The 12,714-nt window shown below is 69.6% G+C and carries 11 protein-coding genes and 1 pseudogene; 5 read left to right on the top strand and 7 right to left on the bottom strand.

Features of this window, described 5'->3' with window-relative positions; all coding sequences use genetic code 11:
* Window positions 1-90: 90 nt before the first annotated feature.
* Entirely contained in the window at window positions 91-1,119 is a 1,029-nt protein-coding gene (locus H9633_RS04790; RefSeq protein ID WP_191712272.1) for a LacI family DNA-binding transcriptional regulator, read from the bottom strand.
* A 98-nt stretch (window positions 1,120-1,217) separates the two neighbouring features.
* Between H9633_RS04790 and H9633_RS04785 the strand changes: the two genes are divergently transcribed.
* Entirely contained in the window at window positions 1,218-2,978 is a 1,761-nt protein-coding gene (locus H9633_RS04785; protein ID WP_191712271.1) for a glycoside hydrolase family 35 protein, read from the top strand.
* Window positions 2,979-3,053: 75 nt separating this feature from the next.
* Here H9633_RS04785 and H9633_RS04780 read toward each other — a convergent pair whose 3' ends face one another.
* From H9633_RS04780 to H9633_RS04765, 4 genes are all read right to left on the bottom strand, one after another.
* Window positions 3,054-3,983 carry a carbohydrate ABC transporter permease gene (locus tag H9633_RS04780; protein ID WP_191712270.1) on the bottom strand — a complete coding sequence of 310 codons (930 nt, stop codon included), beginning with the start codon at window positions 3,981-3,983 and terminating at the stop codon, window positions 3,054-3,056.
* Window positions 3,980-4,954, bottom strand: coding sequence for a carbohydrate ABC transporter permease (locus H9633_RS04775; protein WP_404802956.1), 975 nt, complete (start codon window positions 4,952-4,954; stop codon window positions 3,980-3,982). Before H9633_RS04775 ends, H9633_RS04780 begins: the two co-directional genes overlap by 4 nt.
* Before the next feature lie 84 nt (window positions 4,955-5,038).
* Complete coding sequence (locus H9633_RS04770; protein ID WP_191712269.1) at window positions 5,039-6,358, bottom strand: ABC transporter substrate-binding protein; 1,320 nt, start codon at window positions 6,356-6,358, stop codon at window positions 5,039-5,041.
* A gap of 199 nt (window positions 6,359-6,557) precedes the next feature.
* A complete protein-coding gene (locus tag H9633_RS04765; RefSeq protein WP_191712268.1) occupies window positions 6,558-7,271 on the bottom strand; it encodes an EAL domain-containing protein in 714 nt (237 codons plus the stop codon).
* A gap of 118 nt (window positions 7,272-7,389) precedes the next feature.
* Between H9633_RS04765 and H9633_RS13240 the strand changes: the two genes are divergently transcribed.
* The 3 genes from H9633_RS13240 (at window position 7,390) to H9633_RS04750 (ending at window position 11,095) form a co-directional block, all read left to right on the top strand.
* Window positions 7,390-8,418, top strand: coding sequence for a GGDEF domain-containing protein (locus tag H9633_RS13240; RefSeq protein WP_191712267.1), 1,029 nt, complete (start codon window positions 7,390-7,392; stop codon window positions 8,416-8,418).
* A 103-nt stretch (window positions 8,419-8,521) separates the two neighbouring features.
* The gene (locus H9633_RS04755; protein WP_071643274.1) at window positions 8,522-8,731 is read left to right on the top strand and encodes a heavy-metal-associated domain-containing protein; all 210 of its coding nucleotides are present in this window, start codon (window positions 8,522-8,524) and stop codon (window positions 8,729-8,731) included.
* 90 nt (window positions 8,732-8,821) lie between these two features.
* Entirely contained in the window at window positions 8,822-11,095 is a 2,274-nt protein-coding gene (locus tag H9633_RS04750) for a heavy metal translocating P-type ATPase (RefSeq protein ID WP_191712937.1), read from the top strand.
* Window positions 11,096-11,128: 33 nt separating this feature from the next.
* Here the strand turns inward: H9633_RS04750 and H9633_RS04745 are convergent, their stop codons facing one another.
* Window positions 11,129-11,314, bottom strand: coding sequence for a hypothetical protein (locus tag H9633_RS04745; RefSeq protein ID WP_191712266.1), 186 nt, complete (start codon window positions 11,312-11,314; stop codon window positions 11,129-11,131).
* An 11-nt stretch (window positions 11,315-11,325) separates the two neighbouring features.
* Window positions 11,326-11,931: pseudogene (locus H9633_RS04740) on the bottom strand (APC family permease); the annotation flags it as partial.
* 110 nt (window positions 11,932-12,041) lie between these two features.
* Here H9633_RS04740 and H9633_RS04735 point away from each other — a divergent pair.
* Complete coding sequence (locus H9633_RS04735; protein ID WP_191712265.1) at window positions 12,042-12,710, top strand: GTP pyrophosphokinase; 669 nt, start codon at window positions 12,042-12,044, stop codon at window positions 12,708-12,710.
* The last annotated feature ends 4 nt before the right edge of the window (window positions 12,711-12,714 follow it).

Genomic DNA, 12,714 nt, shown 5'->3' with positions numbered 1-12,714 from the left:
GAGATCGGGACGTGCGGGGCGGGGCGAGCGCTCAGCCGAGGCGGCCCTTCGGAACCTGCGGGCGGGCGTCGGCTGCCCTGTGCGCCTGCGTCAGCGCGCGAGCGGAGCAGCCGTGGATGAGCGGATGATGAGTTCCGGATGCAGGTCGGGCTCGTCACCGGCATCCGTCCCCTCGATGTGCGAGATGAGTCGCTGCGCCGCCGCGCGACCCATCTCCTCGAACGGCTGACGCACGGTGGTGAGAGCGGGGGAGGCGTACGCGGCGAGGGCGATGTCGTCGACGCTGACCACCGAGACGTCCTCGGGTACCCGTCGGCCGGCCTCGTGCAGGGCGCGGATCAGGCCGAAGGCCATCTCGTCGCTCGAGACGAAGACGGCGGTCGCGTCGGGAATCGCGGCGATCGTGCGGCCGGCACGGTAGCCCGACTCGGGGGTCCACTCGCCGGGGATCAGCGGCGGCGGCTCGATGCCGCGCTCGTGCAGCACCTGCTCCCACGCCTCGCGGCGGTGGCGCCCCTCGATCCAGTACTCGTCGCCGCCGACGTGCCATACGGTGCGATGGCCGAGGTCGAGCAGATGCTCGACGGCGAGCCGGCCGATCACATGCTGGTCGACGACCAGCGGTGCGTCGGGCTGCAGCGAGGCGACCTGGCTGCGTGTCGACGGTGTGCGCTCGGTGCGCAGCTGCATCTCGGGGCTGTCGAGTTCGACCGGGACATTGAGTACGACTCCCTCGGCACCCTGCCGCTCCAGGCGATCGAAAGCCTCGAGGAAGGCGGATGTCGACGCGTGATCCGAGACCGAGGCGGTCGTGACCGTGTAGCCGTTGGCGGCGGCGGTCGTCTCGACGCCGGCGCCGAGCGCCGCTGACGCGTACCGGTCGTTCGAGACGACGATCATCCCGATGATGCGGGTGCGACCGGATGCCAGTGACGCGGCCGCCGCGTGGATGCGGTAGCCCAGCGAGTCGATGGCCGCATGAACGCGGTGTGCGGTGTCGGGGCGCACGTTGGGGTGGCCGGCCAGCACGCGCGACACGGTCTGGGCGCTGACTCCCGCGGCGCGCGCGACGTCCATCTGATTCGGTGCGCGATCCGGACTCGGGCGACGGGGTGACATCTGGCAATGATAGCGGTGCGGCCGCGCGAATCCAGGCCTTTTCCCGAGCCCGAAGTGAGGTAATGTGAGCGCAAACATTCCTTTCGATCGGGAGCTGTATGTCCACCCCCACCCTCACCTGGCGTGACGGCCAGATCCTCCGTGACGGAGCGCCGCACCGCATCCTCTCCGGCGCCGTGCACTACTTCCGCGTGCATCCCGACCAGTGGGAGGACCGCCTGCGCCGGCTGGCTGCCATGGGCGCGAACACCGTGGACACGTACATCGCCTGGAACTTCCACGAGCGAGTCGAGGGTGAATACGACTTCACCGGCTGGCGCGATGTCGCGCGCTTCATCCGCATCGCGGGCGAGGTGGGCCTGGACGTGTTCGTGCGGCCGAGCCCGTACATCTGCGCGGAGTGGTCGAACGGCGGCATCCCGTTCTGGCTGAGCGGCCGCACCCGCGCGCTGCGCACCGCCGACGCCGACTTCCTCGCCGCGGTCGACGCCTGGTACGACCAGCTGATCCCGCAGCTCGTGCCGCTGCAGGCGGCGCACGGCGGGCCGATCCGTCTGATCCAGGTCGAGAACGAGTACGGCTCGTACGGCACGGATGCCGAGTACCTCGCACACCTGCGCGACGGGCTGCGCTCGCGCGGCATGGTCGAGATGCTCACCACGGCCGACGGCATCACTTCCGACATGATCGAGCACGGCAGCGTGCCCGGCGCCATGAGCACGTTCACGTTCGGCACCGGGGTGCCGCGTGCGATCGAGCTGCAGCGCGACGGCGAGCACCTGATGTGCAGCGAGCTGTGGGGAGGCTGGTTCGACCACTGGGGTGAGCAGCACCACATCCGCTCGGCCGCGAGCATGCTCGGCACCGTCGACGAGCTGCTCGACGCAGGCGGGTCGGTGAGCCTGTACATGGCGCACGGCGGCACGAACTTCGGGCTGTGGAACGGCTCGAACCACGACGGCGTCATCCAGCCGACCGTCACGAGCTACGACTCCGACGCCCCGATCGGCGAGGACGGCACCCTGGGCGAGAAGTTCCACGCGCTGCGAGAGCGCTTCGCGCGCTTCCACGACGGCGACCTGCCGCCGGTTCCGGCTGCCCCGCGCCGGCAGCCCGCGGCATCCGCCGACCTGCAGGTCGACGCCGCGCTGCTCGACGTGATCGCCGCGACGCCTGTGCGCGCCGAGTCGCCGCAGCCGCTGAGCTTCGAGGAGCTCGGCGCGGAGGACGGCCTGGTCGCGTACGAGAGCGACATGCTCTTCCCCGCGGGGGCGACCCTGGGCATCCTGCAGCTGCACGATCGCGCGACGATCTTCTTCGACGGCGAGCGTCTCGGGACCCTCGAGCACGATGGCGAGCACACCCTCCCGCTGCCCGCCGCCGGCGGCCGGGGACGCGTCGTGATCGTCGTCGAGAGCCTCGGGCGCATCAACTACGGGCCCCTCACCGGCCAGGGCAAGGGCATCCTCGGCGGCGTCGTGATCGACGGGCGCCGCTACCAGCACGGCTGGACCCACCGGGTGCTCGGCGACGGCATCCCGACGGTCGACGCTCCGGAGCACGCCGCGACGAGCGCCGCCGATCCTGCCGGACTCGCCTCCGCCACGCTCGAGGTGGCCGACCCGCTGGATGCCTGGCTCGCCTTCCCCGAGGGTGCGAAGGGCATGGTCTGGCTGAACGGATTCCTGCTCGGCCGCTACTGGGAGCGCGGTCCGCAGGAGACGCTGTACGCGCCCGCACCGCTCTGGCGCGCGGGCGAGAACGAGGTCGTCGTGCTCGACACCGATCGTCTGCCCTCGCGCGTCGAGATCCGCGAGCAGCCCGCGTTCGGGCCGACCGAGGAGTTCATCGGCACCTGATCGCCCGCCCCCGAACAAGAACCTCCCCCGCGCAGCAGCACGGGGGAGGTTCTTCTTCTTGTTCGGAGAGCGTGATCAGCCCTTGACGGCGCCGGCGGCCAGGCCAGAGCGCCAGTAGCGCTGGAGGGTGAAGAACAGGATGATCAGCGGCACGACGCCCAGCAGGGCGCCGAGCATGACCGCGCCCTTGTCGGGCGAGAAGTAGCTCATCATCCCGTACAGGCCGAGCGTCACGGGCTTCAGCTCGGCGCTGGAGACCATCAGCAGCGGCAGCAGGAAGTTGTTCCACGTCGCGACGAAGATGAACAGGAAGATGGTCACCATCGCAGGCCCCAGCAGGCGCAGCACGATCGTGAAGAAGATGCGGATCTCGCCCGCACCGTCGATCCGGGCGGCCTCGAGTAGCTCGGTGGGAACCGACGACTGCGCGAAGACCATCCCGAGGAAGACGCCGAACGGCGACACCGCAGACGGGATGATGATCGCCCAGATCGTGTTGGTCAGCCCCAGCGCGTGGAACTCGATGTACAGCGGCACGGTGAGCAGGGCCACCGGCAGCAGCAGCCCGCCCATGATCACGCCGACCGCGATCCGCCTGCCGGGGAAGGCGAACTTCGCGATCGCGTAGCCCGCCATCACCGCGACGAGCGTGCCGATGACGCCCGCGCTGACCGAATACAGGATCGAGTTCGCGACCCAGCGCCAGAACAGGCCCTGTGTCCAGCCCATGAGGCTCTCGTAGTTCGCCCCGAGATTCCACTCGGCGAACCAGAAGCCGAATGTCGAGGTGAGATCGGCGTTGTTCTTCGTCGACGCCACGATCAGCCAGAACACCGGCACGAGGAAGTACAGCGCGGCGATGACCAGCGCGATGATCCCGAAGATGCGGGCTACCGGGCCCGGGGCGACCGACCGAGGGGGCAGGTCCGTCGCCGGTTCGCGACGTCGGCGCGGGCGCCGAGCGGTCGCGGGCTCGGCGGCGAGCAGAGTTGTCGTGGCGGTCATGCGTCCCCCTTGCGGCGCTGCAGCAGCGCGTAGACGATCGCGAGCACGCCGGCGATCACGGCCATGAGCAGCGAGTAGGCGGATGCCGGGCCGCTGCCCGACGGCGAGATCTCGCCCATCATCGAGTTGTAGGTCAGCATCATCGGCGTGAAGTCCTTGCCCATCCACTGGTTCTGGCTCTCGAGCACCACCGGCTCGTTGAACAGCTGGATGGTGCCGATGATCGACAGCAGCACGGCGAGCAGCGCCGCCCCGCGCATCATCGGCACCTTGATGCGGGTCGCGACCTGCCACCCGCTGGCGCCGTCGATGCGCGCGGCTTCGTACAGATCGCGCGGGATGGCCTGCAGGGCCGACAGGAAGATCAGCATGTTGTACCCGGTGTACGTCCACGTGGTCATGTTCGCCATCGACAGCAGGATTGTGCCGGGTGCGAGGAAGTCCGTGCCCTCGGGGAGGAACTCGAGGAAGGGCGAGACCCTCGGGGTGTACAGGTAGAGCCACATCATCGCCGCGATGACGCCTGGCACCGCGTAGGGCAGGAAGAACGCCAGGCGGAACAGGCCGGGACGGCGGACGATGAACGAGTCCAGCAGCAGGGCGAGGGCGAGGGCGGCGATGATCATCACCGGAATCTGGAACGCGGCGTAGAGCACGACGCGGCCCATGCCCGCCCAGAAGGCGCTGTTGCCGATCGCGAGGGCGAAGTTGTCGAATCCGACGAAGGTGTCGACCAGCTCGCCACCGCCGTAGAGGCCGCCACCGCTGGGAAGCTGCGCGAAGAACGACGCGCGGATCGACACCAGGATCGGCACGAGGAAGACGATCGCGAAGAGGATCGCGAACGGGGCGAGGAACATCCAGCCCGTGAGTCCCTCGCGGCGGATGCCGCGTCTTCTGCGCGTGACCGGTCGCTCCGGTCGGGAGCGCCGGGCTTGCGCGGTGCGCGCTCTGATGGCTGTGTCTGTCACGGCTCTGTCCTCCTGATCCAGAACGACGGCGGAGAGCACCCGGTGCTCTCCGCCGTCGGCGTCATACGGTGTCGTGCTCGCCGGTCACTCGGCGACCGGCAGGCCGAGGTCCTTGAGCGACGCGACTGCGGTCTTCTGGGCGGTGGCGAAGACGTCGGCGACCGACGCGGAACCGCTCGCCGCGCCGGCGGCGACCTCGTTCATCTTCGACAGCGTCGAGAAACCGGGTGCGTAGGGGAAGTCCGGGTTGAGGTTCTCGGTGGCCGTGGCCAGCTCGGCGAGCACGTCCTGACCGCCGAACTGGCGCTCCATCTTCTCCGGCGTCTTCACGGCGCCCTTGGCCGCGACGACGAGCCCCTGCGAGGCCAGGTCGTCGACCTGCGTGTTGAACCAGGCGTTGAACTTCATCGCCTCGGCCGGGTGCTCGCAGCCCTTGAGCACCGAGACGCCGGATCCGCCGTCGGGGCCGCTCATCTGCCCCGCACCGAAGTCGGGCAGCTGGGCGACGCGCCACTGGCCCTCTGCGGGGGTTCCGTCGAGCGAGTCGAGCAGGAAGCCCGCCTCCCACGCGGCGCCCACGTGTCCGATCAGGCTGCCGTCGTTGAGGGCGGCCGTGAAGCCCTCCCCCCAGCGCTCGGTGGTGAGGGTCTGCTTGCTGTCGATGAGGTTCTGCCAGAAGCCGGCGACGCGCTGAGCGCCTTCGCCCTCGGTCTCGACCTTCCACTTGTCTCCGGTGCTGGAGAACCACGTGTCGCCGGCTGCGGCCGCCTGAGCGGAGAGCCAGTTCGACGCCTCGTCGGGGGTGAAGGCGGTGACGAACTTGCCCGCGGCTGCAGCGGTCGCGCTGTCGGCGGTCAGGTCGTCGAGCGTGGCCGGCACATCGAGGCCGAGCTCGGTGAACGACCCCTCGTTGTAGAAGTAGACCAGGGGGCCGGTGTCCTGCGGCAGCCCGACGACGGCGTCGCCGACCTTCATGCCGCTGAAGGCGCCCGCCGAGAAATCGTCCTCGTACTTCTTCGCCTCGTCGGCGACGTCCTGCAGCATGCCCTTGACGAAGAGCTGGGGCACCTCGGAGTAGGAGGTCTGCGCGAGGCAGGGCGCGGTGCCGGCCTTCACGTCGGTCTCGAGCTTGAGGATCATGTCGCTGGCGGCGCCGTCGAACTTCGTCGTCTTCACCTGGATGTCGGGGTTCTCGTCGTTCCAGCGCTGGACGATGTCCTTGACGGCGGTCATGTCCTTGCCGTCGGGCAGGCGGTGCATGTAGTCGATCGTGACGGTGTCGCCGGCGGAGGCGCTGTCGCCCCCGGCGGAGTCGGCGCTGCTGCAGGCGGCCAGGCCGAAGGCCGATACGGCGCCGACGGCGATGACGGCGGCGGTGCGGATGGTGCGGGACGTGGATGCCATGCTGTGCTCCCCGTTGAGGTCAGTTGAGTGGGCTGAGGCCGCAGGGATGAGGCCTCGGAGCCATTAAAGCGCAGGATGTTTGCGCTCACAACCCGGAGGCGTCTGTGTTTAAAGCAGTCAACGACGAACCGCGGGTAGCGCTACCATTCTCGACCGTCCGCGGTGGTCGTGATCCGCGCGCGGCGCAGCGGGCTGCAGGTCAGAGGCCCGACGCGTCCACTCCGACACGACGCCGCAGGTCGACCAGCATCTCCGCCACGCCGTCGACCGGGGTCGGTCGGCCCAGGTGGTACCCCTGGGCGAGGCCGACCTCGAGTGCGCGCACGGCCTCGAGCTGCGTCTCGTCCTCGACGCCCTCGACGAGGGCGCGGGCGTCGACCTCATCGGCCGCCCCGAGGATGCTCTCGACGCGATGGCGCCCGTCGTCGTCCGCAAGAGAGTGCCAGAACACGGCACGATCGATCTTCACGATGTCCGGCCGCAGCTGACGCACCCGTTCCTCGTCGGCGAAGTCCACTCCCGCATCGTCGATGAGCAGGAAGCCGCCGAGCTCGTCGACCTGCTGGCGAATCGCCAGGCACTCCTCCGGCTCGGCGCCCTCGAACAGCTCGAGCCCCCACGAGCGGTCGCAGCGGCGAAGCGCCTCGGCCAGCCGCGGGAAGCCCATCGTGCGTCCGGAGACGTTCAGGGTGATGAATCCGTCCGCAGGCAGAGTCGTCGCCGCGTCGACGGCGCTCTCGATCAGCTGCAGCTCAAGCTGCGCACGCTGGCCGCGGTCCTCCGCCACGCGCAGATGATCGAGTGGCGAGCCGCCGTCGTCGAAGCGGGCGAGTGCTTCGAAGCCGACGACGCGCATGGCGCGCACGTCGACGATGGGCTGGAAGAAGGCTCGCGCCTTCGGCAGTTCAGACATACGGCTCCGGTCACTGAGAAACTTCAGTGTATTCCTCGCGGAACAGGGCGCCGGGGGCGGCGTTTCGCGGCTAGCCTGAATGCCGGGCAGCGCCGCCGGTGGCGAAAGGGGGGCACACGTGGGTCAGCAGGACGTCCGCCAGGCCGATTCCGCTGAGCTCGGCTGGCTGAACGCCTCCTGGCTGATGCGGATCCGCAGACGCACATCGACCTACTCGATCGTCACAGCGATCATGTGCGCGTTCTTCTCGATCCTGCTGCTCATCGAACTGCTCGAGCGCGACATGTCGCCCGTCGAGGTCGGGTTCTCGGCGGCCCTCATGGCCGCGGGCTTCGTGCCCGCGGCGGCCGTGCTCCTGTTCGGTCGACGCATTCCGCGGTACTGGGGCCTGATCCTGGTGCTCGTGCATGCGGCGGTGTCGGTCTACTACATCGGGTTCTCGAGCGGACGACAGAACGCCGTCGCGAACGTGCAGGAGCTGCCGGTCATGGCGATGTACCTGGCCTGGTTCTACGGAGCGCGGATCGGCCGGCCGGTCGAGATCGCGATCCTCGCCGCCGTCGGCACGGCGATGGTGTTCGGCCCGTTCGGCGGCGACCCGATCCCCGGCGCAGCAGCGGCGGGGCTGTTCGGAGCGGCGAACGTGTTCGGCCTGGTCGTCATGAGCTGGATCTGCCTCGAGATCGGCTTCTTCGTCCGGCACCGGGTGCGGGTCGAGGCGCAGACGGATCCGCTCACCGGTGCGCTCAACCGTCGCGGCCTGGTGCGGCAGATGAGCGAGGCGCTCCGCCGTGCGTCGCGCACCGGCCGCCCGCTGACGATCGCGCTGATCGATCTCGACGACTTCAAGGCGGTGAACGACGAGGAGGGCCACGAGGCCGGTGATGCCGTTCTCAAGGAGCTCGTGAGGCAGTGGGTGTCGCTGTCGCGAGTCGGCGACCGCGTGGCCCGTCTGGGTGGCGACGAGTTCGTGATGCTGCTGCCGGACACGCCGCAGTCGGGAGCGGCGGCGATGCTCGAGCGGATGCACGAGCTGACCTCGCACCCGTGGTCGTGGGGAGCGGTTCAGGTGCAGGAGGACGAGACGCTCGAAGACGCGCTGCGGCGGGCGGATGCCGAGATGTACCGCCACAAACGCGGCCGGTGAGCACCAGCCGCGCGTGCTCGCCGCGCGGGGGAATACCCCTCGGGGGTATTCGGTAGTACTCTGAGTAGATACCCCTCTCGGGTATCCCAGCGAAGGAGGAGCGATGAGCACCACTGAATTCCAGGTGAGCGGAATGACCTGCGGTCACTGCGAGATGTCCGTACGCGAAGAGGTTGAGAAGATCCCCGGCGTCGAGAGCATCGAGGTCAGCGCCCAGACCGGCCGTCTCGTCGTCGGCTCGGCCACCGCCGTCGATGCCGATGCGGTCATCGCCGCCGTCGACGAAGCAGGGTACCGCGCAGTCGTGTCCTGACGCGGACCGGATCTCAGGGAGCAGATCGTGACCAGCGAGCCGACACCCGCCGGCGCCGAGCAGACCCGCGTCGACCTCGACATCGGCGGGATGACCTGCGCATCCTGCGCGATGCGCATCGAGAAGAAGCTCAACCGGCTCGACGGCGTCAGCGCGAGCGTCAACTACGCGACCGAGAGGGCTCAGGTTCTCGTCGACGGCCCCGTCGACACGGCCGCGCTCATCGCCGAGGTCGAGAACGCGGGGTACTCGGCGGCGGTGCCCGCGCCGCCCGCCGTCGCGGGTGCGGAGCCGGATGCCGAGTCGGCCGCCGACCACGAGCTGCGCCCGCTTCGGGAGCGGCTGATCGGCTCGGTCGTGCTGTCGATCCCGGTCATCCTGCTCGCGATGATCCCCGCACTGCAGTTCACCTACTGGCAGTGGGCGTCGCTCGCGCTGGCGGCGCCGGTCGTCGTGTGGGCGGCCTGGCCGTTCCACCGCGCGGCGTGGATCAACCTGCGCCACGGCGCGGCCACCATGGACACCCTGATCAGCCTCGGCACGTCGGCCGCGTTCCTCTGGTCGCTGTACGCGCTGTTCCTGGGCACGGCGGGCATGCCGGGCATGACGCACGGCTTCTCGTTCGCCATCACCCGCAGCGACGGTGCCGGCAACATCTACCTCGAGGTGGCGGCAGGGGTGACGATGTTCGTTCTCGCCGGCCGGTACTTCGAGAAGCGCGCCAAGCGCCAGGCGGGAGCCGCGCTGCGCGCGCTGATGGAGCTGGGCGCCAAAGACGTCGCGGTGCTGCGCGACGGCCGCGAGTCGAGCATCCCGATCGACGATCTGCGCGTCGGCGACGAGTTCGTCGTGCGCCCCGGCGAGAAGATCGCCACCGACGGCGTCGTCGTCTCGGGGACGTCGGCGGTGGATCAGTCGATGATCACCGGCGAATCCGTGCCCGTCGAGGTCGCGCCGGGGGATGCCGTGACCGGAGCGACCGTGAACGCCGGCGGCCGGCTCGTGGTGCGCGCGACGCGGGTGGGCGCCGACACGCAGCTCGCGCAGATGGCGCGCATGGTCGAGGACGCGCAGACGGGCAAGGCGGAGGTGCAGCGTCTGGCCGACCGCATCTCGGGTGTGTTCGTCCCGATCGTCATCGCGGTCGCGCTCGTCACGCTCGTCGCCTGGCTGGTGCTCGGCTTCCCGGCATCCGTCGCCTTCACCGCCGCTGTCGCGGTGCTCATCATCGCCTGCCCCTGCGCCCTGGGCCTGGCGACGCCCACCGCCCTGCTCGTGGGGACGGGGCGCGGTGCGCAGCTGGGCATCCTGATCAAGGGACCGGAGGTGCTCGAATCGACCCGCCGGGTCGACACGGTCGTGCTCGACAAGACCGGAACGGTCACCGAGGGACGCATGTCGGTCTCCGCGGTCGTGCCGGAGCACGGGGTGGATGCCGACCGTCTGCTGCTCCTCGCCGGAGCCATCGAGCACGCCAGCGAGCATCCGATCGCGCGAGCCGTCACGTCCGCCGCGTCCGAGATCTCGGATGACCCGGATGCCGCGCGGCGAGCCGCCGTGCGACCCGCCGTCGAGGGTGCGGATGCGGAGACGACGTCGACCCCGAGGCGGTCGCTGCCGGCGGTCGAGTCGTTCCAGAACCACGACGGGCGGGGCGTCACCGGCGTCGTCGAGGGGCACGCGATGGTGGTCGGGCGGCTCTCGCTGCTCGAGGACTGGTCCATCCACCCGTCCGCGCAGCTGCTCGAGGCGAAGGGGGATGCCGAGGCCGCGGGCCAGACGGCCATCCTCGTCGGGTGGGACGGCGCCGCGGCGGGCATGATCGTCGTCGCAGACGAGGTCAAGGCGACGAGCGCCGAGGCGATCGCATCTCTCCTGGCGCTCGGGCTGCGCCCGGTGCTGCTGACCGGCGACAACGAAGCCGCCGCCCGGCACATCGCCGGCCAGGTGGGCATCGACGAGGTCATCGCCGAGGTGCTGCCGGCGGACAAGGTCGCGGTCGTGTCGCGCCTGCAGGCCGAGGGGCGGGTCGTGGCGATGGTGGGCGACGGCGTGAACGACGCGCCGGCGCTGGCGCAGGCCGACCTGGGCATGGCGATGGGCACGGGCACGGACGTCGCGATCGAGGCATCCGACATCACGCTCGTGCGGGGCGACCTGCGCGCCGCGGCCGACGCCATCCGGCTCTCCCGGCGCACGCTCGGCACGATCAAGGGCAACCTGTTCTGGGCGTTCGCGTACAACGTCGCGGCGATCCCGCTCGCCGCGCTCGGGCTGCTGAACCCCATGCTCGCGGGGGCGGCGATGGCGTTCTCGAGCGTGTTCGTCGTGGGCAACAGCCTGCGGCTGCGCGGCTTCCGCTGATCCGCGAGGATCGACGGCGAGAACGCGCCGGCCTCAACCCTCGTCGGGCGGACCCGCCGGCCGCTGCACGCGCCGCCCCCGCGGTGGCGCACCGTACAGCGCCACCGGACGACCCGCGCGCTCCTGCCCGGGCACGGGCCGCGAGCGGCGGCCGTAGATCAGCTCGGACGAGTCGAGCAGCCACGGCACGAGCGTGATCGTCACGCCGTGCACGAGCATCAGCTGCCAGGATCGCCGAGGAAGGTGCGGATCAGGCCGGTGCCGATCATCAGCACCACCGAGCCGATGAAGACGTAGGTCGGGATGGCGAACACGGTCGACGCCTCGCGCACGCCGCGCAGGTTGACGATCACGATGAGGATGACGAAGCCCACCGCCAGCTCGACGCGCCACGGGTCGAGCGAGGGCACGGCCGAGATGATGTTGTCGACGCCCGACGCGATCGACACGGCGACGGTGAGCACGTAGTCGACGAGCAGCGCAGCCGCGACGACGACGCCGGGGATCTCGCCGAGGTTGGTCGAGGCCACCTCGTAGTCGCCACCGCCCGACGGGTACGCCTTGATCAGCTGGCGGTAGCTGAGCACCACGACGATCAGCAGCAGCACGACGGCGGCCGCCACCCACGGGCTCAGCGTCAGGAACGACACCCCGCCGATCAGCATGATCATCAGCATCTCCTGAGGCCCGTACGCGACGGAGCTCAGTGCGTCGGACGCGAAGATGGGCAGCGCCATGCGCTTGGGGAGCAGCTGGTCGTTGACCTGCTGGGTGGTGAGGGGTTCGCCGAGAAAGATGCGCTTCGCGTGCAGCGGGGCGTCCGCGCTCTCACGCATTTCGTTTGCCACGAGCGGCGACACTACGCCTGCTGACACCCCCGCACAACACGTGACGTTCGGCCGCCACCCCCAGGGGATTCCGAAGGCGAGCGCGTAGCGTCGAGGACATGACGATTCTCCCGATCGACGACGCCGCGATCGCCGAGGCGAAGCAGCTGCGCGACGCATTCCAGCGGTTCCTGCGCGAGTACGAGTTCGGGATGCGCGAGGTCGAGACGAAGATCTCGATCCTGCGCGACGAGTTCACGCACATGCACGCGTACAACCCGATCGAGCATGTCAAGAGCCGCGTCAAGACCCCGGACAGCATCGTCGAGAAGATCGCGCGAAAGGGCATCGAACCGGATTTCGAGGTGATCCGTCGGGAGATCACCGACATCGCCGGTGTGCGCGTCACCTGCAGCTTCGTCAGCGACGTGTACCGCCTATTCGACCTTCTCACGCAGCAGGACGACGTGACCATGCGCACGGTGAAGGACTACATCGCGACGCCCAAACCCAACGGCTACCGCAGCCTGCACACGATCGTCGACGTGCCGGTGTTCCTCTCCACCGGACCGATCGCGATCCCCGTCGAGGTGCAGTTCCGCACCATCGCGATGGACTTCTGGGCGAGCCTCGAGCACAAGATCCACTACAAGTTCGCCGGTCGCGTGCCTGCGCACCTCGTGCAGAGCCTGACCGACGCGGCCGAGGCGGCGGGTGAGCTCGACGTGCGCATGGAGCGACTGCACCGTGAGGCGCACGAGAGCAACCAGCGCGTCATCGAGGTCTGAGGCG

The organism is Microbacterium commune (genome assembly GCF_014836945.1).
Classification (GTDB): domain Bacteria; phylum Actinomycetota; class Actinomycetes; order Actinomycetales; family Microbacteriaceae; genus Microbacterium; species Microbacterium commune.
Note: the sequence above shows the minus strand (reverse complement) of the source record. Positions and strands in the feature narration are given on the sequence as shown.

Excerpts from the sequence above, each read along its gene's own strand:
- H9633_RS04790 (WP_191712272.1), bottom strand. The coding sequence starts at position 1,119 with ATGTCACCCCGTCGCCCGAGTCCGGATCGCGCACCGAATCAGATGGAC.
- H9633_RS04785 (WP_191712271.1), top strand. The coding sequence starts at position 1,218 with ATGTCCACCCCCACCCTCACCTGGCGTGACGGCCAGATCCTCCGTGAC.
- H9633_RS04780 (WP_191712270.1), bottom strand. The coding sequence starts at position 3,983 with ATGACCGCCACGACAACTCTGCTCGCCGCCGAGCCCGCGACCGCTCGG.
- H9633_RS04770 (WP_191712269.1), bottom strand. The coding sequence starts at position 6,358 with ATGGCATCCACGTCCCGCACCATCCGCACCGCCGCCGTCATCGCCGTC.
- H9633_RS04765 (WP_191712268.1), bottom strand. The coding sequence starts at position 7,271 with ATGTCTGAACTGCCGAAGGCGCGAGCCTTCTTCCAGCCCATCGTCGAC.
- H9633_RS04755 (WP_071643274.1), top strand. The coding sequence starts at position 8,522 with ATGAGCACCACTGAATTCCAGGTGAGCGGAATGACCTGCGGTCACTGC.
- H9633_RS04750 (WP_191712937.1), top strand. The coding sequence starts at position 8,822 with ATGACCTGCGCATCCTGCGCGATGCGCATCGAGAAGAAGCTCAACCGG.
- H9633_RS04745 (WP_191712266.1), bottom strand. The coding sequence starts at position 11,314 with ATGCTCGTGCACGGCGTGACGATCACGCTCGTGCCGTGGCTGCTCGAC.
- H9633_RS04735 (WP_191712265.1), top strand. The coding sequence starts at position 12,042 with ATGACGATTCTCCCGATCGACGACGCCGCGATCGCCGAGGCGAAGCAG.